Below are 19,584 nucleotides of genomic sequence, written 5' to 3'. Positions count from 1 at the left end.
CAGAAGTTGAAAGCGGGCCACCCGATCAGGGTGGCCCGCTTCTTCGTGTTCAGCGGCCGGAGCCGAGCGCCCGGCGGCCGCGCTTCTCGGAGAGCACGGGCAGGTTGTTGCGCGCCGGGGCGGAGGACCTGGTGTCCTCCTCGAGGCGCAGTGCCAGCGCCGGGCAGCGGCGTACGGCGCGCAGGGCCTTCGCCTCCGCGTACCGGGGCACCGATGCCTGCGCGACGGTGGGAAAGCCGTCGGCGCCCAGTTCGAAGACCTCGGGAAGGATGTCCGCGCACAGGCCGTGCCCGCGGCACAGCGTCCAGTCGACGTAGATCTTCTGGCGGGGGGGACCCGCCTCAAGCTCGTTCTGACCGCCCGGGACGCCTGTCGGGGTCTGGCCGCCCTCGAAGAGCGGCAGAACGCCCTCCACGGGCCTTCCGCAGCCGTTGCCGAGGACATGCGCGGCGAGGTCGTCGGTGAAGGCCTTGAGCGTCGACTCGATGAACATCGCGGAGCCGTCCGGGTGCGAGCACGCGCCGCGCCGCTTCACGGCCTTGGCGACCTGTTTCACGGCCTCCAGTGCGGCCGGGCCGCCGCCGTTGAGGATGTCCTCCAGGCCGCGCGCCGCGGCGGGCAGACCGAGGTAACAGGGACCGCACTGTCCCGCGCTCTCCTCGGCCAGCCACTGTGCCACTCGCAGTGACTCACCGAGCGGGCAGGTCTGCTGGGTGATCGGGAGGATCGCGCCGGCGCCGAGGGCGCCGCCCACCGCGTCCAGGTTGTTGCGCGAGACGATCGCCTCGTTGACCGTCGCCGCGTCCAGCCACTTGCCGTGATATCCGCCGGTCAGCACGCCCTGCGGCATGGGCGGGGCGCCCGCCAGCTGGAGCACGTACCGCAGCGGTACACCGGTCGGGACCTCGATCACCATGGGGCGGGCGACCGCGCCGGAGACGGTCAGCATCACGGTGCCGGGCTCGTCGTACAGGCCGGTGTTGCGGTAGCGGTCGGGGCCGATGCGGGCGGCGATGGCCAGCTGGGCGAACGTCTCGGCGTTGGACAGCAGCGTAGGTGCGCCGCCGACACCGGTCTGCGACGCGCTGATCTTGCGGCCGGGCGGGATGGCCGGGCCGCCGTCGATGGAACGGATCAGCGAGGCCGCCGCTCCGGTCACCATGCGCACCGGATTGCGCTGCACGCGCGCGCGGAGAGGTGATCCGCGCCGGTTGCTCAGGCCGCGCTCGGCCAGCGCGGCCTCCATGGACCGCTGGGTGGACTCACGGGTCACGCCGATCACGAGGGTGCGGGCGCCCATGGCCTCGGCGGCCAGCAGTGCGCCGTCCAGGATGAGGTGCGGGGCACGGTTGATGAGCACCGTGTCCTTGCGGCAGGCGGGTTCGTCCTCGCTTCCGTTGACGACCACCACGGGGCGGATGCCCTTCTTGATGGCCGATTCCGCCACGGAACGCAGTTTCTTGGCGAAGGGGAAGCCCGCGCCGCCGCGGCCCTTCAGGGAGATCGCTTCGGCGAGGCCCGCGAGTTGCTCGCCGCCCATGGGTTCGAGCGGCCCGTGCACCTTGAGGTGCATCGGGAGATCGAGTCGTTCAACCAGGTCGAAACCCGACGTGAGCTGCGGAAGTCCGACGACGCGGACTTCCGGGACGTCGGGCAGGGCCTCGTTCACTTAAAGCCTCCGGAAGGGGCATTCCATGATTCACCGGAGCCGGGTGCGTCGAAGGCGCCCGGCAGTACGTCAGTCGTGGGACCGCTGTCGTACGTGTCGTTGGGGTTGTACGTGCCGTAGGCATCGTTCGACTCACCGGTGTCGTACACGTCACTCGTGCCGTACGCGTTGGCGGCTGAATTGTCATAGACGGGGATGTTGTATCCCGTGTCGTTGAGCGGGTCGTAGGCAGAGGGGGGCGCGGCGCCGACGGGCGGCGGCGAGGGAATCGGCCAACTGCCCGAGGTGCTTCCGTTGTCGACGCGCTGGAACGTCTCCGTGGGCTGCATGTCCATGGGCATCTGGAAGCGCTCGGTCTGGTCGGGGCCCAGGGCGTCTCCGCCGGGCGAGCCGCCCGAGACCGCGCGGTAGGCGGCCGCGAAGCCGTTGTTTCCGGTGGCCGCAGCCGGGTCGTACGGGGCCTCGTAGGGCGAAGCGGGGGACGCCATGCGCTGCTGGGGCACGTACGTGTCCTCGAGGGACTGCCGCGGGCGCGGGGCGAAGCCCGGCTGCGAGGCGCCCGAGGCGGCGGCACGGGATGCCTCGAGATCCTCGCGGGCGAGGCGGGAGCCGGTGCGGTTGTCCTCGCCGATGATCGCGAGGATCCGCTCGGCGATCGCGCGCTTGAGGGGGCCGGAGGACGAGCGCAGCGCCAGGGCGACCGCCACGAAGACCAGGCAGAGGCTGTACATCACGGTGACGTAGGTCGCGGCGGGGCGTCCCGCGTACAGGCCGTGCACCAGGGCCGAGCACCAGGCCGGGTACGCGAGCATGTGCACGGCGCGCCAGCGTGCGGCGACCGGCGCGGGGGACGCGAATGCGCTGCGCAGTGCGCCGGTGATGGCCGTGAAGATCATGAGCAGGCCGGCCAGGGAGCCGAAGCCGATGAGTCCGTTGGTACCCGTGACGCCGAGTCCGAAGGGGACCACGGCGGCGACCACTGTGGTGTGGTCCAGTACCAGCTTGACCGAGACGTGGAGCAGGAGGAAGGCGACCGAGGACACGGCGGTCGTTCTGTGCACGGCCTGCGCGACGAGTCGCTGGCGCGTGTTGAGGAACAGCCGGTCGGTGGCGACGATTCCCCACACCACGGAGCAGGTGAGGGCGACCAGCGACAGTACGCCGGCGCCGAAGTTGAGGAAGTCGCGCAGGCCGTCACCTCCGACCAGCACGACCACGGGTATGAGCAACAGCGCGGCAGCCGTCAGGGCCCCGTAAGCCGATCGGCCCGGCTGGGGAAGCGAGCTGTTCTTACGACGAGGGGTCATGGGGTTACTCCCAAACAGTTCGGGGAAGCGGTCCCGAAGCCGCACTCTAAGTCGAGCCATACCTATGAGTGCGACGTTTGAGTTATTGCGTTGTTATCTAAGGGCCGTGGGGCCCTTGTGTTGTCCCTTAGAGTCCGTTACGCGAAGTAATATTTGAACGTTGTTCAGATTTTTGTGACGATCCGGTGGAGTGGCACGCAGTGCCTAGGGGGCGTCGGAAGCTCGTCGCGGCCCGCGTGGGGGCTGCGGTACCCTGACGCCATGCGTGCCGTACGCCTTCTGCTTAGCGAGCCGCGCTGACCAGTCCCGGCCACTGACGAATCGTGGTCGGCATCGGCGCGGCGTCCCCTCCTGTGCGAGGGGTTTTTTCATTTCCTAAGCCGCTGGCAGAGACGATCGATGGAGCTTTGAGGATCATGAGCGAGACGAATACCGCTGCCGCCTCCGAGGTGGAAGCGCCGCACCGCTACACGGCCGCGCTGGCCGCTGAGATCGAGGCACGCTGGCAGGACTTCTGGGATGCCGAGGGCACGTACGACGCTCCGAACCCGAGCGGTGACCTGGCGGGCGACCCGGAACTGGTCGCCAAGCCCAAGAAGTTCATCATGGACATGTTCCCGTACCCCTCCGGTTCGGGCCTGCACGTCGGCCACCCCCTGGGATACATCGCCACCGATGTATCCGCCCGGTATCAGCGCATGACGGGCCACAACGTCCTGCACACCCTGGGCTTCGACGCTTTCGGCCTGCCGGCCGAGCAGCACGCCGTGTCGACGGGCGAGCACCCTCGGATCACCACCGAGGCGGCCATCAACAACATGAAGTCCCAGCTGCGCGCCCTGGGTCTGGGGCACGACAAGCGCCGGTCGTTCGCCACGATCGACCCGGACTACTACAGGTGGACCCAGTGGATCTTCCTGCAGATCTTCAACTCCTGGTACGACGGTGAGGCGAACAAGGCCCGTCCGATCGCCCAGCTGGTCGCCCAGTTCGAGAGCGGCGAGCGCGCCGTACCGGCGACCGACGGCTCCACGCGCGCGTGGGACGAGCTGAGCCCGGCCGAGCGTGCCGACGTCCTGAGTGAGTACCGCCTGGCGTACGCCTCCGACGCGCCCGTCAACTGGAGTCCCGGGCTGGGCACCGTACTGGCCAACGAGGAAGTCACCGCCGACGGCCGTTCCGAGCGCGGCAACTTCCCCGTCTTCAAGGCCAAGCTGCGCCAGTGGAACATGCGCATCACGTCCTACGCCGACCGCCTGCTGGACGACCTGGACGCACTGGACTGGCCCGAGGCCATCAAGCTGCAGCAGCGCAACTGGATCGGCCGCTCCGAGGGCGCCCGCGTCGACTTCCCGATCGACGGCGAAGCGATCACGGTCTTCACCACCCGCCAGGACACCCTGTTCGGCGCCACCTACATGGTGCTGGCGCCCGAGCACCAGCTGGTCGAGAAGTTCACGCCGGCGACCTGGCCCGAGGGCACCCACGAGGTGTGGACCGGCGGCCACGCCACGCCCGCCGAGGCCGTCGCCGCCTACCGGGCGCAGGCCGCCTCGAAGTCCGACGTCGAGCGCCAGGCCGAGGCCAAGGACAAGACCGGCGTCTTCATCGGCGCGTACGCGACCAACCCGGTCAACGGCGAGCAGATCCCGGTCTTCATCGCCGACTACGTCCTGATGGGCTACGGCACCGGCGCGATCATGGCCGTCCCGGCAGGTGACCAGCGCGACTTCGAGTTCGCGCGCGCCTTCGAGCTGCCGATCCGCTGCGTGGTCGAGCCGACCGACGGCCGTGGCACCGAGACGTCGACGTGGGACAACGCCTTCGGGTCGTACGACGCGAAGATCATCAACTCGTCGAACGACGAGATCAGCCTGGACGGCCTGGACGTCACCGAGGCCAAGGCCCGCATCACCGAGTGGCTGGAGCGCAAGGGCGTCGGCGCGGGCACCGTCAACTTCCGGCTGCGCGACTGGCTGTTCAGCCGGCAGCGCTACTGGGGCGAGCCCTTCCCGATCGTCTACGACGAGGACGGCATCGCCCACCCGCTGCCCGAGTCGATGCTGCCCCTGGAGCTGCCGGAGGTCGAGGACTACTCGCCGCGCACCTTCGACCCCAACGACGCGAACACGTCCCCGGAGACCCCGCTGTCCCGCAACCAGGACTGGGTCAATGTCACCCTGGACCTGGGCGACGGCCGCGGCCCGCAGCAGTACCGCCGCGAGACCAACACCATGCCCAACTGGGCCGGATCCTGCTGGTACGAGCTGCGCTACCTGGACCCGCACAACGACCAGAAGCTGGTCGACCCGGCCATCGAGCAGTACTGGATGGGCCCGCGCGAAGGACAGCCGACCGGCGGCGTCGACCTGTACGTCGGCGGCGCCGAACACGCCGTGCTGCACCTGCTGTACGCGCGCTTCTGGTCGAAGGTGCTGTTCGACCTGGGCCACATCTCCTCGGCCGAGCCGTTCCACAAGCTGTTCAACCAGGGCATGATCCAGGCCTACGTGTACCGCGACAGCCGTGGCATCGCGGTGCCCGCCGCCGAGGTGGAGGAGCGCGACGGCGCGTACTACTACCAGGGCGAGAAGGTCTCCCGGCTGCTGGGCAAGATGGGCAAGTCCCTGAAGAACGCGGTCACTCCGGACGAGATCTGCGCCGAGTACGGGGCGGACACACTGCGCCTGTACGAGATGGCGATGGGCCCCCTGGACGTGTCGCGGCCGTGGGACACGCGCGCGGTGGTGGGCCAGTACCGGCTGCTGCAGCGGCTGTGGCGCAATGTCGTGGACGAGGAGTCCGGCGAGGTCACGGTCGTCGACTCCGAGGCCGACGAGGACACGCTGCGTGTCCTGCACAAGACCATCGACGGCGTACGCCAGGACCTGGAGGGCATGCGCTTCAACACCGCTATCGCCAAGGTCACCGAGCTGAACAACCACCTGACCAAGGTGGGCCGCCCGGTCCCGCGCACGGTCGCCGAGCCCCTGGTGCTGCTGGTCGCTCCGCTGGCCCCGCACATCGCCGAGGAGCTGTGGCGCAAGCTGGGCCACACCGACTCGGTCGTCCACCAGGACTTCCCGGTCGCCGACCCGGCGTACGTCGTGGACGAGGCCGTGACCTGCGTCGTGCAGATCAAGGGCAAGGTCAAGGCGCGCCTGGAGGTCTCTCCGTCGATCTCCGACGAGGAGCTGGAGAAGGTGGCGCTGGCCGACGAGAAGGTCGTCGCCGCGCTGGGTGGTGCGGGGATCCGCAAGGTGATCGTGCGAGCGCCGAAGCTGGTGAACATCGTTCCGGCGTAGCCCGGAAGCCGGCGAGTGGCGGACCCTCGTCGGCCTGCGGCCACCGCTCCCTTCGCACGATGTCGGGTGCGGCCGTCGGGGTAGTCCCCTACGGGCAGGTTCGGGGTTCTTCTGGAACTCCGGACCTGCCCGTAGCGTTTACCGTTGAAGAGTGCCGCGGCAACTGCCCGCGACCGGCCGGAGGAGGAGCGTGGTGGAAGCCGTGATCACAGTGATCGCCCTGCTCTTCCTACTGTTCGTGGTGCTGGGCGTGTACGCCACGGTGAAGGTGGTCGGTGCCGCCAAGCGCGGCGTGGACCGCACCATCTCTCAGGCCCGCCGCACCGTCGAGGACACCACGCTGCGCGCCAAGACCCTCGCCCAGCCGGGCCCGCTGGGCGAGCTGGCCCAGCTCCGCCTGAAGCTGCGCACCTCGATGCGGGCCACACAGGACGCGCTGCACGCGGGCGTGGCGGAGGACGAGTCCCTGAAGGAGTCCCTCGGCCTCTTCGAGCGGCTCAGCGCGCACGGGCACGAGTTGGACGCCGATCTCAAGCGCTTGGAGACCGAGCCCGACCGCCGCACGCTCATCTCGTTGCTGCCCGGGCTGCGCGAGCGCACCGAGCGCATCACACACTCGGCGGATTCGCTGCGCTGGGCCGCGCGTGACCGGGCCCACCGGTTCGCGGACGACGACCTGGACTCGCTGAGCGCCCAGATAGACGTCGAGGCCGGCGCACTGCGGCACTGGACAACGGAGCCCGGGCCTGCCGCTTCCTGGCCCGAGGCACCGGCGCCGGACCCGGCCGCCTCCGACGGGCAGACCTGGCCCGACAGCCCGGAATCCCGTACGGCCGAGGAGCCGACGCGTCCCGCCATCACCCCGCCGGGACAGCGCCCCGTCTACCCCTGGCAGAAGAAGCCCCGCCCCGAGAGCACGACTTGATCCGGCCACTCCAGCCGCAGGTGGGAGGGGCCGGGCTGCCGTCCCTGCGCCCCGGCAGGTAACCTCCAGCTCATGTCCCGCCATGTCGCGATCGTCACCGATTCAACGGCCTACCTGCCGCCGCTGACGATGGAGCGCCACGGCATCACAGCCGTTCCCCTGACCGTGGTCCTCGGCGACCGGGCCTTCGAAGAGGGCACCGAGATCTCGGCCCGCTCCCTGGCCCAGGCGCTGCAGAAGCGGCGCTCCGTCACCACGTCACGGCCCAGCCCCGAGATGTTCGCCGAGACCTACCGCAGGGTCGCCGAAGCGGGCGCCACCGGCATCGTCTCCCTCCATCTGTCGTCCGAGTTCTCGGGCACCTACGACGCCGCGGTCCTCGCCGCGCGGGAGGCTTCGGTGCCCGTGCGCGTGGTGGACACCGGGATGGTCGGGATGGCTCTCGGCTTCTGCGCGCTGGCCGCGGCGGAGTCCGCGGAGGCGGGGGGCACGATCGACGAGGCGGTGACAGCCGCGGAGAAACGGGCTGCGGGCACCTCCACGTACTTCTACGTCGACACCCTCGACTACTTGCGCCGTGGCGGCCGGATCGGCGCCGCGCAGGCGCTGCTGGGTTCCGCGCTCGCGGTGAAGCCGCTGCTGCAGCTGGACGGCGGCCGCATCGAACTCCTGGAAAAGGTACGGACGGCGTCCAAGGCGATCGCCCGCCTGGAGGAGATCGTCGCCGACCGTGCGGGCGGCGCCCAGGTCGACATCGCCGTCCACCACCTCGCCGCCCCCGACCGGGCCTCGGCTCTCGCGGACCGGTTGCGGGCGCGGGTGCCCGGCCTTGCGGATCTGCATGTCAGCGAGGTCGGTGCGGTGATCGGTGCGCACACGGGGCCTGGGCTGCTGGGGGCCGTTGTCTCACCCAGGTGAGGCCAGAGGCGCCTGTGGGGTGCCGTGGCGTGTGTGGCGCGTGTGGGTGAAGCGGTTATCCACAACTGGGCTGTAGTCCCCGGGAATTGAGCAAGATCATCGCGAAGATGCCGAGGTGTCGGATCCTCGCCGCATGGCACTTCGATCACGCTCACGCACAGCCACTCCGACCAGCGGCCCGGGCCGCGGGCCCGTCTCCGACGGCCGCACCCGTCATCGCCGCAACCATCCCCGAAGCCGGGCCCGACGCCGCGAGGCCTCGGCCGAGGCACTCCGCCTGCGCGCGGAGGCGCTCTTCGCCGAAAGGGCCGGGGAACGGCGGGAGCTGGGGAACGGGAACGAGCCGCCGAGGGCGGACTGGGATGTGGGGGACCGGGATTTAGGGGACAGCCCGAGGGCGAGAACTGCCGTGGGGACGGGCGTTGCTGACGTCTGGGGGCTTGAGGGGCGCGGTCGGGCCGGGGGCGGGGATGGTTTCCGGGAAAGCGTCACCGTCGACCGTGATGCTCTCCGGAGGAGCGAGGCGGGGGATCGTGGTCCGACCTGGGGGAGCGGGTCGGGGGATCGTGGTCCGGCCCGGGGGAGTGGGGCGGGGGATCGTGCCCGAGTGGGCAGGGCGGTCTGGCGGGACGATTCAGGTGAGGGTGCGGCTGTCGACGTCGGCGTGCGGGGCGATCTTGCTGCGGCTGCGGCTGCGGCTGCGGGTGCGGGCGCTGACGCTGGCGCTGGCGCGAGTGCGTGGCGGGATCGGGTCGGGCCGGCCGTGCGGGAGCGGATGCCGCTGTGGTTGCAGTCGAGGTGTGGTCTTGAACGCAGGAGCGTGGCCGCTCTTGCCGTGCTGCTCGTCGTCGCCGCGGTCTTCGCCGTGCAGCACTTCTGGGCGGGCCGGACCCAGTCGGTGCGGGCTCCCGAGGTGGTACGTGCGGCGGCTCCATTCGGCGAACCGGCCGGACAGGCGAAGCAGCAGGAGTCGGCGCCGGACGCATCGGCGGGGTCACCCGGCCCGTTCGGCGCGGCCGGGACCGCGATCGTGGTGGATGTCAGCGGCAAGGTGCGCAGCCCGGGACTGCAACGCCTGCCTGCCGGCTCTCGCGTAGAGGACGCGCTGCGAGCCGCGGGCGGAGTGCGTCCAGGGACGAACGCCGAGGGACTCAACCGCGCCCGCCTCCTCATGGACGGAGAACAGATCGTGGTCGGTGCGCCCGTGCTCGCGGGGGGATCCGGCGCGGGCGCGGCCGGCACCGGCGGGGCCGTCGGCGGTGCGGCACCCGCCGCTCCCGTTTCACTCAACACCGCCACCGTGGAGCAACTCGACGGCCTCCCGGGCGTCGGCCCCGTCCTGGCCCAGCACATCCTCGACTACCGCACCCAGAACGGCGGTTTCCGCTCGGTCGACGAGCTTCGCGAGGTCAATGGAATCGGGGACCGCCGGTTCGCCGATCTGCGGAATCTGGTGCGGCCATGAGTGGACGGAGGGGGGTTGTGGACTTTGCCGGTGCCGGTGCCGGTGCAGGGCCCGGAGTTGGTCCTGATGCTGGTGGGCTCGGCCTCGGCGCCGCGAACCGGCGGGCTGTGCATGCTGCCTCGGGCAAGCGGCTGGGAGCCTCGAATCCCCGGGAGGAAGGGCCGGCGGATTTACGGCTCGTACCGCCCGCGCTGGCGGCCTGGGCCACGGCGGCGGTGACGTTGGGTGCCCCGGCCGGGTGGGTCGCGGGCGTCACGGTTGTCTGCCTCGTCGTGGGCGGGGCGCTGCTGATGGCGGGGCGAAGGGATGCGCACACCGAGGAGAGGCCTCGGTTCGGCGGACGGCGGGAGGGGCTTCCCCTCGCCGGCGGGTACGTGGGAGAACGGTCGCGTACGTGGCCCCGGGCGTCCGTCGCCGCCGTGCTGCTCTGTGTCGCCGCGGCCGCCGCTTCCGCGGGGTTGCACGGGGCGGATCTGCGCAGGGGGCCCGTTCCCGCCCTGGCGCGGCAGTACGCGCAAGTGACCGCCGAGGTCGAGATCACCTCCGATCCACGGCTCACCCGGCCCCGGATCAAGGGAGACCACGCGGCTCCGACGGCCGTGCTCGTCGACGCGGAGGTTCGGCGGGTGACGCGGGCGCCCGGGAATGCCGTGGTGACGCGTACGCCGGTGCTGATGATCGTCGACGCCGGTTCGGCAAGGGGCTCGCCTCAGTCGTCCGGTGAGCGTTCACCCTGGCTGTCGCTGCTGCCGTCCACACGGTTGCGGGTGACCGCACGGCTCGCGCCCGCCCTGTCGGGTGGGGACGAGATCGCGGCGGTGTTGCGGGTGCGGGGGAGTGCGCCGCCGGAGGTGGTGGGGGAGCCGTCGGGGCCGCAGCGGTTCGCGGGCGGGCTGCGCGAAGGCCTGCGGGAGGCGACCGACGGGCTGGAAGCGGACGCGCGGGCGCTGCTTCCGGGGCTGGTCGTCGGGGACACCTCACGGGTCACACCGGAGCTGGACGAGGCGTTCAAGGCGACGGATCTCACGCATCTTCTGGCGGTCAGCGGCGGCAACTTCACGATCTTGCTCGCCCTGTTCATCGGACCACCGGGTCTTGCCCAGCGTGCCGAGCGGCGCGGTCTCGCACCGCGGCTCGGGGTACCGCTACGTGCCGCGGCACTGTTCGGCGGCGCGCTCACGCTCGGGTTTGTGATCGTGTGCCGACCGGACCCGAGCGTGTTGCGGGCCGCGGCCTGTGGATCGATCGCGCTGCTCGCCATCGCGACCGGCCGCCGCAGATCGCTGATCCCCGCGCTGGCCACGGCCGTCCTGCTGCTGGTGCTGTACGACCCCTGGCTGGCCCGGAGTTACGGCTTCGTGCTCTCCGTCCTGGCGACCGGCGCGCTGCTCACCCTGGCCCCCCGGTGGAGCGCCGCGCTCCAGCGGCGTCGGGTACCGCCGCGCCTGGCCGAGGCGCTCGCTGCCGCCGGAGCCGCGCAAGCCGTGTGCGCACCGGTCGTCGCGGTCCTCTCGGCCCGGGTGAGTCTGGTGGCGGTGCCGTGCAATCTGCTCGCGGAGTTCGCGGTCGCGCCGGCCACGGTGCTGGGTTTCGCGACGCTGGCGACGGCCTCGGTGGCGCTGCCTGTTGCCAAGGCCCTGGCGTGGTGCGCGAGTTGGCCCGTCCAGTGGATCGCGGACATCGCCCTTGCCGGGGCGGCGCTGCCCGGCAGTGGGGTGGACTGGCCGGGCAGTTGGACGGGGGCGCTGCTGCTCGCGCTTGTGGCCGTGGCCGTCGTGTTCGTCGGCCGGCGGCTCCTGAGGTATCCGTGGCTGACCGGTGCCTGCCTGGTGCTGTTCCTGCTGGTCGTGGTGCAACCGCCGCCATTCACCAGGGTGATCACGGGGTGGCCACCGCCCGGCTGGCGGATGGCGATGTGCGACGTGGGACAGGGCGACGCGACGGTACTCGCGGCGGGCGACGGCACCGCCGTTGTGGTGGACGCCGGGCCCGATCCGGTGCTGGTCGACCGCTGTCTGGGCGCGCTCGGCATCACCCGGATTCCTCTCGTCGTGCTCACGCATTTTCATGCCGATCATGTGGCGGGGCTGCCGGGCGTGCTGCGTGGGCGTTCGGTGGGCGCGATCGAGACGACAGGTCTCGAAGAGCCGCCGGACCAGGCCGAGTTCGTGAGAAGGGAGGCGGCCGCACGGAACATTCCGATGACGCGGGCGGTGGCCGGGGAGTGGCGGCGCACGGGTGGTCTCGACTGGCAGGTGCTGTGGCCGCCGCCGAGCCCGGCCCCCACGCCGGACGGCCCGAACGACGCCAGTGTCACCCTGCTCGTACGGTCGGCGGGGCTGAGGATGCTGCTGCTCGGCGATCTCGAACCACCGGCCCAGCAGGCGCTGTTGAGATCGCCCGCAGCTGCCGGGCTGGGAGCCGTGGACGTCCTCAAGGTCGCCCATCATGGCTCGGCCTACCAGGATCCGGACCTCATACGCAGGGTGGCCCCGCGGCTCGCGCTCATCTCGTGCGGCAGGGACAACCCGTACGGGCATCCCGCGCCCAGCACGGTCGCGGCGCTGCAAGCAGGGGGCGCCGTGGTGCTGCGTACCGACGAGGACGGGGCGCTGGCGGTCGTAGGTGAGGGCGGAGGGCTGAGCGTGGCGAGACACTGAGGTCATGAATTCCGCACAGGCCGACGCCTACCTCCGCAGGATCGGGGCTCAGTACCCCGCGTGGCCCACGTCCGATGCGCTGCGCGAGCTCCACCGCCGTCATCTGGAGGCGGTGCCGTTCGAGAACCTGTCGATTCACCTCGGTGAGGAGATCGTGCTGGAGGAGAAGAGGCTGCTGGACAAGCTGGTGGGCGCGCGCAGAGGGGGGTTCTGTTACGAACTGAACGGGGCGTTCGGAGCGTTGCTGGGGGCGTTGGGCTTCGACGTGACGCTGCTGGCGGGAAGGGTGTACGGCGACGAGGGGGTGCTCGGGATTCCGTACGACCATCTCGCGCTGCGGGTGCGGACGGTGGACGGGGGTGACTGGCTGACCGACGTCGGGTTCGGCGCGCACAGCCTTTACCCGGTGGCCTTCGGGGAGCGGGGGGAGCAGGAGGATCCCGGGGGCACGTTCCGGGTCGTCGAGGCGGGGCCGGACGCGGCGGGGGTGCGGGGTGCGGGAGGCTCGCGCGAACGGGAGGATCTTGATGTCATCCGGAACGGCAAGGCGCAGTACCGCCTGGAGGTACGGCCGCGGGTGCTCGGGGACTTCGTGACCGGGGCGTGGTGGCACAGCACCTCACCTGCGTCGCATTTCTCGCGGTCGTTGGTCTGTTCGCGGGTCACCGCGGACGGCGGCAGGATCACGCTCAGCGGTCGGAACTTCACGGTGACTGCCGCCGACGGGGCGAAGGAGGTGTCGGAACTGGCCACGGACGAGGAGGTGCTGGCGACCTATCGCGACCAATTCGGGATCGAGTTGGGGCGGGTGCCGGAGGTACGGGAGGTGAGGGCGGCGCGTTAGCTGCGCTGGCTGCGCTGAGTGAGGCGGTGGCGGGTGCCCCTGGTGTCGGCCCTGTCGGGCGTATCGGAAAATGTCTGCGTGAGTGATGTGAGACATGTGCTGGTACTGCCCGACCGTGATGCCGCGGAAGAGGCCGCGGAGGCACTCGGTGACAGGTTCAGGCTGGATGAGGAACCGCAGCTCGTGCGGGACGCGCTGGCCGGTGAGGACGATGCCGAGGACGCGCAGTGGCTGGTGGTGCTGCGGGATGCCGAGGAGCGGCTCGACCCCAAGGAGCTGGACGAGTTCGTGGGGGAGTGGGACGGGTGGCGCGAGGAGCCGTAGGGCTCCGTGGGGGTGCGGGAGTGGTGCGGGTGGTTCGTGAACCGCGGGTTGTCCACGGTCGGCCGTGGATAGGTGGGACACCTGGCTCCCCGACCCGGTATGCCCCCGGTCCGGGTTCCGGGGCCATGGAACCCCGACCACGCCCTCTCGTCGCCGATGGACCCGTGGAGCTCGCCGCGTGACGTTCCCGTGCGGACGGCTCGGGGTTCGACCGCTCGGGGCGTGTTGTCAGTGGCGCGTGGGATGCTTGTCGGGATGGCCAGGAAGACTGCTAATGACGACCCTCTCGCCCCTGTCACGCTTGCCGTGGGCCAGGAGGATCTCCTGCTCGACCGTGCCGTGCAGGAGGTGGTGGCCGCCGCCAGGGCCGCCGACGCCGACACGGACGTACGCGATCTGACCCCGGACCAGTTGCATCCCGGCACGCTTGCCGAGTTGACGAGTCCGTCGCTCTTCTCCGAGCGGAAGGTCGTGGTCGTACGCAATGCGCAGGATCTGCCGGCCGACACGGTCAAGGACGTGAAGGCGTACCTGGGGGCGCCCGCCGAGGAGATCACCCTGGTGCTGCTGCACGCGGGTGGTGCCAAGGGCAAGGGGCTGCTCGATGCCGCGCGCAAGGCGGGGGCGCGGGAGGTGGCGTGCCCCAAGATGACGAAGCCGGCGGATCGGCTGGCGTTCGTGCGGAGTGAGTTCCGGGCGTTGGGGCGGGCTGCCACGCCTGAGGCCTGTCAGGCGCTCGTGGACTCCATCGGGAGTGATCTGCGGGAGCTGGCTTCCGCTGTTTCTCAGTTGACCGCGGACGTCGAGGGGACGATTGACGAGGCTGTCGTCGGGCGGTACTACACCGGGCGGGCCGAGGTGCAGAGTTTCACCGTGGCCGATCGGGCTGTGGAGGGGCGGGCCGCGGAGGCACTGGAAGCGTTGCGGTGGTCGCTGTCGACCGGGGTTGCGCCGGTGCTGATCACCAGCGCGTTGGCGCAGGGGGTGCGGGCGATCGGGAAGGTGTCCTCGGCGAGGAACGGGCGGTCGGCCGACCTTGCGCGTGAGCTGGGGATGCCGCCGTGGAAGATCGACCGGGTTCGGCAGCAGATGCGGGGGTGGACTCCGGATGGGGTTGCTGATGCCCTGCGGGCGGTTGCGGAGGCTGACGCGGGCGTCAAGGGGGGCGGGGATGATCCTGAGTACGCCCTGGAGAAGGCTGTTGTTGTGATTGCTCGGGCTGCGCGGTCTCGGCGGGGGTAGGTGTCCGGCGCTGGGGTCGGCCTCGGGGTTTTTCGCCCCCTCCGCCCCTACCCGTCCCTTGTTCCTGGGGGCTCCGCCCCCAGACCCCCGTGTCGCGCTGACGCGCTCGTCCTCAAAGGCCGGACGGGCTGAAAAGACCTTCCCCGGCCCGGGACTGAAGAGCGCAGCCCCCACGGGTGGGCGGGGGATCGGGACGGCACTGCCTCGTCCTCAAACGCCGGACGGGCTGGAACCCTGCCCGCCGAGCCCTCGAACGCCAAAAACCCCGCTCACCCTCCCGGGGAAGGAAGGGAAAACGGGGTCCCGGTTCAAGATGTTGGCACCACGCCCGCGTGGCGAACGCAGATCGTGCGTGGGTCCAGGGGTGCCGGGCAGGAGCGGAAGAGAGGGCCCGCTGGGTCCTTTCCGGCGGTCAAGTCGGGTTGGACTCAGCCCTTGAGGGAAGCGACCTTGGAAGCAAGCGCCGACTTCTTGTTGGCGGCCTGGTTCTTGTGGATGACGCCCTTCGAGACGGCCTTGTCGAGCGCGCGCGAAGCATCGCGCGTGTACTCGGTGGCCTTCTCGACGTCACCGGCGGCAGCGGCCTCGCGGGCCTTGCGGATCGCGGTCTTCAGGGAGGACTTGACGGCCTTGTTGCGCAGCCGAGCCTTCTCGTTGGTCTTGATCCGCTTGATCTGGGACTTGATGTTCGCCACTGAATGAGCCTTTACAGGTTCAGGCGCGCGAGACAGCACGTCTCACACGCCGTTTGATTTCCTTGGGTGTGCCTCCTGCAGAGAGGGCATGAGACACAGCCACCCAGGCTACCAGTGCTCGTGCGACGGGCCCAAACCGGTCGCAGCTCCCCACCCGTGGGACCATGGAGCCTACGTATCGATCCGACCCGAGGCGACAGGCGCCTCAAGAGACAGGACCCTGCGTGCCCGCGACCCCTAACAATGTGCCCGAGCCGAGCCGTACCGCCCCGGCGCTGCTCCGCAATTTCTGCATCATCGCGCACATCGACCACGGCAAGTCCACGCTCGCCGACCGCATGCTCCAGCTGACCGGGGTGGTCGATCAGCGGCAGATGCGCGCCCAGTACCTCGACCGTATGGACATCGAGCGCGAGCGTGGCATCACGATCAAGTCCCAGGCGGTCCGGCTGCCCTGGGCACCGTCCGAGGACCCGGGCAAGACCCACATCCTCAACATGATCGACACCCCCGGGCACGTGGACTTCACGTATGAGGTGTCCCGGTCGCTCGCCGCCTGCGAGGGGACCGTGCTCCTCGTCGACGCCGCCCAGGGAATCGAGGCGCAGACTCTCGCCAATCTCTACCTGGCGATGGAGAACGACCTCAAGATCATCCCCGTACTGAACAAGATCGACCTGCCGGCCGCGCAGCCGGAGAAGTTCTCCGAGGAGCTCGCCAACCTCATCGGGTGCGACCCCGACGACGTGCTCAAGGTCTCCGCCAAGACCGGGCTGGGTGTCGAGGCGCTGCTCGACAAGGTGGTCGCCGAGGTCCCCGCCCCGGTCGGCGTCCAGGACGCCCCCGCTCGCGCGATGATCTTCGACTCCGTCTATGACTCCTACCGCGGTGTCGTGACGTACGTACGTGTCATCGACGGGCAGCTCAACAAGCGTGAGCGGATCCGGATGATGTCCACCGGGGCGACCCACGAGCTGCTGGAGATCGGCGTCTCGTCCCCCGAGATGACCGCGGCCGACGGGCTGGGCGTCGGTGAGGTGGGCTACATCATCACCGGGGTGAAGGACGTCCGGCAGTCCAAGGTCGGTGACACCATCACCACCCTGCACAAGGGGGCGACCGAGGCGCTCGGCGGGTACAAGGACCCCAAGCCCATGGTCTTCTCCGGGCTGTATCCGCTCGACGGGTCCGACTACCCCGAGCTGCGCGAGGCCCTCGACAAGCTGCAGCTCAACGACGCCGCGCTCGTCTACGAGCCGGAGACCTCCGCCGCCCTCGGCTTCGGCTTCCGCGTCGGCTTCCTGGGGCTGCTGCACCTCGATGTGATCCGCGAGCGGCTCGAGCGCGAGTTCGGGCTCGACCTCATCGCCACCGCGCCGAACGTGGTCTACCGCGTCGACATGGAGGACGGCAGCGAGCACATCGTCACCAACCCGAGCGAGTTCCCCGAGGGGAAGATCGACAAGGTCTTCGAGCCGGTCGTGCGGGCGACGATCCTCGCGCCCTCCGAGTTCATCGGCTCGATCATGGAGCTGTGCCAGACCCGGCGCGGCACCCTCCTCGGCATGGACTACCTCTCCGAGGACCGCGTCGAGATCCGCTACACGCTGCCGCTCGCGGAGATCGTCTTCGACTTCTTCGACCAGTTGAAGTCCAAGACACGCGGGTACGCCTCGCTCGACTACGAGCCCACCGGCGAGCAGGCCTCCAGCCTGGTCAAGGTCGACATCCTGCTGCACGGCGACAAGGTCGACGCCTTCTCGGCGGTCACGCACAAGGACGCGGCGTACGCGTACGGGGTGCGGCTCGTCGCCAAGCTGCGCGAGCTGATCCCGCGGCAGGCCTTCGAGGTGCCGATCCAGGCGGCCATCGGGTCGCGGGTCATCTCCCGCGAGACCATCCGCGCGATCCGCAAGGACGTCCTCGCCAAGTGCTACGGCGGTGACATCTCCCGTAAGCGGAAGCTGCTGGAGAAGCAGAAGGAAGGCAAGAAGCGGATGAAGATGGTGGGCTCTGTGGAGGTTCCGCAAGAGGCCTTCATCGCCGTGCTGTCCAGTGACGAGGACAGCGGCTCGGGCAAGGGCAAGAAGTAGACGCGAGGGACGCCGTTGTTCCGGTTGTTTTCAAGGGCCCGCTGCGCTTCGGCGCGGCGGGCCCTTGTGCGCGCGTCCGGTCGCGCTCTGTAGGAAGTGACAGGCCGCCGACTCTTACGCAGTGGGCGGACGGGCTTTACTCTGATCACTGCTCGATAGTTACTCGCGAGTTAAACAACAGCCGCATCATTGAGCCAGCCGCGCGCTGTCGCGGGCCCCGGAGGATGTCGTGAGCGACACACAGACCCTGATCGAGAACCGTCCGCCGTCCGTGGCGGCCCTCTTCCTGGAGCGTGTGGCGGCCACGCCGGACGCGGAGGCGTACCGCTACCCGGTGCCCGCCACCTCGGGCGAGGGCCCGGACGAGTGGAAGTCGCTGAGCTGGGCCCAGGCCGCCGAGCGGGTCTTCGCCGTCGCGGCCGGTCTGATCGAACTGGGCGTACAGCCGGAGCAGCGCGTCGCGCTCGCCTCCTCCACCCGCGTCGAGTGGATCCTCGCCGACCTCGGCATCCTGTGCGCGGGCGCGGCCACGACGACCGTGTATCCGCAGACGAACGCCGAGGAGTCGGCGTTCATCCTCTCGGACTCCGCGAGCAAGGTCCTGATCGCGGAGGACGCGGCCCAGCTCGCCAAGGCGGTGGAGAAGCGCGCCGACCTTCCCGAGCTGACGCATGTCGTGGTCATCGACCCCGCGGGCGTCGAGAGCAGCGACTGGGTCCTCACCCTCGCCGAGCTGGAGACCCGCGGCGCCGCCTACCTGGAGAAGAACCCCGACCTGATCAAGGAGAAGGTCGGCGCGATCACCTCCGACCAGCTCGCCACCCTCATCTACACCTCGGGCACCACCGGGCGCCCCAAGGGCGTCCGCCTCCCGCACGACAACTGGTCGTACATGGCGAAGGCCATCGCCGCGACCGGTCTGATCAGCACCGAGGACGTGCAGTACCTCTGGCTGCCGCTCGCGCACGTCTTCGGCAAGGTGCTCACGTCCGGCCAGATCGAGGTCGGGCACGTCACCGCCGTCGACGGCCGGGTGGACAAGATCATCGAGAATCTGCCGGTGGTGCAGCCGACGTACATGGCGGCCGTGCCCCGCATCTTCGAGAAGGTCTACAACGGGGTCGCGGCCAAGGCGCGGGCCGGTGGCGGCGCCAAGTACAAGATCTTCCAGTGGGCGGCCGGGATCTCGCGCGAGTACGCGAAGGCCAGCCAAGACAACTTCCGCCGTACCGGGTCCGCCTCCGTCCCCTTCGGGCTCGGCGCCAAGCACAAGGTCGCCGACGCGCTCGTCTTCGCCAAGATCCGCGAGGCCTTCGGCGGCAACCTGCGCGCCTGTGTGTCGGGCAGCGCGGCGCTCGCGCCCGAGATCGGCTACTTCTTCGCCGGCGCCGGCATCCACATCCTCGAGGGCTACGGCCTCACCGAGTCCTCCGCCGCCTCCTTCGTGAACCCCGGTGAGGCCTACCGCACCGGCACCGTAGGCAAGCCGCTGCCCGGCACTGAGGTGCGCATCGCGGACGACGGCGAGATCCTGCTGCGCGGCCCCGGCATCATGGAGGGCTACCACGGGCTGCCCGAGAAGACCGCCGAGGTCCTTGAGGCCGACGGCTGGTTCCACACCGGTGACATCGGCGAGCTGTCCCCGGACGGCTACCTGCGCATCACCGACCGCAAGAAGGACCTCATCAAGACCTCGGGCGGCAAGTACATCTCGCCCGCCGAGGTCGAGGGCCAGTTCAAGGCCGTGTGCCCGTACGTCTCCAACATCCTCGTGCACGGCGCCGACCGGAACTTCTGCACCGCGCTGATCGCTCTTGACGAGCCGTCAATTCTGGGCTGGGCCAAGGAGAACGGCCTCGACGGCAAGTCGTACGCCGAGGTCGTCGCCGCGCCCGCCACGGTCGGCCTCATCGAGGGTTACGTCAAGGAGCTCAACGAGGGTCTCCAGCGCTGGCAGACCATCAAGAAGTTCCGGCTCCTGCCCCGTGACCTCGACGTCGAGCACGGCGAGATCACACCGAGCCTGAAGCTGAAGCGGCCGGTCGTCGAGCGCGAGTACAAGCACCTCATCGACGAGATGTACGCGGGGTCGCGCGAGGCGTAAGTCCCCGAGGCGTAAGTCCCCCGAGGGGGCGGG

At 70.0% G+C, this 19,584-nt stretch carries 13 protein-coding genes; 10 read left to right on the top strand and 3 right to left on the bottom strand.

Annotated features, from left to right (window positions below; translation table 11 throughout):
- Positions 1 to 49: 49 nt before the first annotated feature.
- Both OG219_RS16690 and OG219_RS16685 read right to left on the bottom strand, forming a co-directional pair.
- Positions 50 to 1,669 carry an NADH-quinone oxidoreductase subunit NuoF family protein gene (locus tag OG219_RS16690; protein WP_266827346.1) on the bottom strand — a complete coding sequence of 540 codons (1,620 nt, stop codon included), beginning with the start codon at positions 1,667 to 1,669 and terminating at the stop codon, positions 50 to 52.
- Positions 1,666 to 2,976 carry a ferric reductase-like transmembrane domain-containing protein gene (locus OG219_RS16685; protein ID WP_266827344.1) on the bottom strand — a complete coding sequence of 437 codons (1,311 nt, stop codon included), beginning with the start codon at positions 2,974 to 2,976 and terminating at the stop codon, positions 1,666 to 1,668. The genes OG219_RS16690 and OG219_RS16685 overlap by 4 nt, the downstream gene beginning before the upstream one ends.
- 416 nt (positions 2,977 to 3,392) lie before the next feature.
- Between OG219_RS16685 and leuS the strand changes: the two genes are divergently transcribed.
- From leuS to holA, 8 genes are all read left to right on the top strand, one after another.
- Positions 3,393 to 6,281 carry a leucine--tRNA ligase gene (gene leuS, locus OG219_RS16680; RefSeq protein WP_266827342.1) on the top strand — a complete coding sequence of 963 codons (2,889 nt, stop codon included), beginning with the start codon at positions 3,393 to 3,395 and terminating at the stop codon, positions 6,279 to 6,281.
- A 193-nt stretch (positions 6,282 to 6,474) separates the two neighbouring features.
- Positions 6,475 to 7,206, top strand: a complete 732-nt coding sequence (locus OG219_RS16675; RefSeq protein WP_266827340.1) for a hypothetical protein — start codon at positions 6,475 to 6,477, stop codon at positions 7,204 to 7,206.
- A gap of 72 nt (positions 7,207 to 7,278) precedes the next feature.
- The gene (locus OG219_RS16670; protein ID WP_266827338.1) at positions 7,279 to 8,124 is read left to right on the top strand and encodes a DegV family protein; all 846 of its coding nucleotides are present in this window, start codon (positions 7,279 to 7,281) and stop codon (positions 8,122 to 8,124) included.
- A 607-nt stretch (positions 8,125 to 8,731) separates the two neighbouring features.
- On the top strand, positions 8,732 to 9,589 hold the full coding sequence (locus OG219_RS48145; protein WP_323183282.1) for a ComEA family DNA-binding protein: 858 nt from the start codon (positions 8,732 to 8,734) through the stop codon (positions 9,587 to 9,589).
- Between the two features lie 107 nt (positions 9,590 to 9,696).
- Positions 9,697 to 12,249 (top strand): ComEC/Rec2 family competence protein, encoded by a 2,553-nt coding sequence (locus tag OG219_RS16660; RefSeq protein ID WP_266827334.1) that lies wholly within the window; start codon positions 9,697 to 9,699, stop codon positions 12,247 to 12,249.
- A gap of 4 nt (positions 12,250 to 12,253) precedes the next feature.
- Positions 12,254 to 13,093 (top strand): arylamine N-acetyltransferase, encoded by an 840-nt coding sequence (locus OG219_RS16655; protein WP_266827332.1) that lies wholly within the window; start codon positions 12,254 to 12,256, stop codon positions 13,091 to 13,093.
- Between the two features lie 78 nt (positions 13,094 to 13,171).
- Positions 13,172 to 13,417, top strand: coding sequence for a hypothetical protein (locus OG219_RS16650; protein WP_266462477.1), 246 nt, complete (start codon positions 13,172 to 13,174; stop codon positions 13,415 to 13,417).
- A 255-nt stretch (positions 13,418 to 13,672) separates the two neighbouring features.
- Complete coding sequence (gene holA, locus OG219_RS16645; RefSeq protein WP_266827330.1) at positions 13,673 to 14,659, top strand: DNA polymerase III subunit delta; 987 nt, start codon at positions 13,673 to 13,675, stop codon at positions 14,657 to 14,659.
- 428 nt (positions 14,660 to 15,087) lie between these two features.
- Here holA and rpsT read toward each other — a convergent pair whose 3' ends face one another.
- Positions 15,088 to 15,354, bottom strand: coding sequence for a 30S ribosomal protein S20 (gene rpsT, locus OG219_RS16640; RefSeq protein WP_121403109.1), 267 nt, complete (start codon positions 15,352 to 15,354; stop codon positions 15,088 to 15,090).
- A 224-nt stretch (positions 15,355 to 15,578) separates the two neighbouring features.
- Between rpsT and lepA the strand changes: the two genes are divergently transcribed.
- Together lepA and OG219_RS16630 are read left to right on the top strand one after the other, a co-directional pair.
- Positions 15,579 to 17,447, top strand: coding sequence for a translation elongation factor 4 (gene lepA / locus OG219_RS16635; RefSeq protein WP_266827327.1), 1,869 nt, complete (start codon positions 15,579 to 15,581; stop codon positions 17,445 to 17,447).
- Positions 17,448 to 17,676: 229 nt separating this feature from the next.
- On the top strand, positions 17,677 to 19,551 hold the full coding sequence (locus OG219_RS16630) for a long-chain fatty acid--CoA ligase (RefSeq protein ID WP_266827325.1): 1,875 nt from the start codon (positions 17,677 to 17,679) through the stop codon (positions 19,549 to 19,551).
- The last annotated feature ends 33 nt before the right edge of the window (positions 19,552 to 19,584 follow it).

The sequence above is a fragment of the Streptomyces sp. NBC_00038 genome, assembly GCF_026343635.1.
Taxonomy (GTDB): Bacteria; Actinomycetota; Actinomycetes; order Streptomycetales; family Streptomycetaceae; genus Streptomyces.
Note: the sequence above shows the minus strand (reverse complement) of the source record. Positions and strands in the feature narration are given on the sequence as shown.

Bases quoted from the DNA above. Each gene is read 5' to 3' on its own strand.
- OG219_RS16685 (WP_266827344.1), bottom strand. From the start codon at position 2,976: ATGACCCCTCGTCGTAAGAACAGCTCGCTTCCCCAGCCGGGCCGATCG.
- leuS (WP_266827342.1), top strand. From the start codon at position 3,393: ATGAGCGAGACGAATACCGCTGCCGCCTCCGAGGTGGAAGCGCCGCAC.
- OG219_RS16670 (WP_266827338.1), top strand. From the start codon at position 7,279: ATGTCCCGCCATGTCGCGATCGTCACCGATTCAACGGCCTACCTGCCG.
- OG219_RS16655 (WP_266827332.1), top strand. From the start codon at position 12,254: ATGAATTCCGCACAGGCCGACGCCTACCTCCGCAGGATCGGGGCTCAG.
- holA (WP_266827330.1), top strand. From the start codon at position 13,673: ATGGCCAGGAAGACTGCTAATGACGACCCTCTCGCCCCTGTCACGCTT.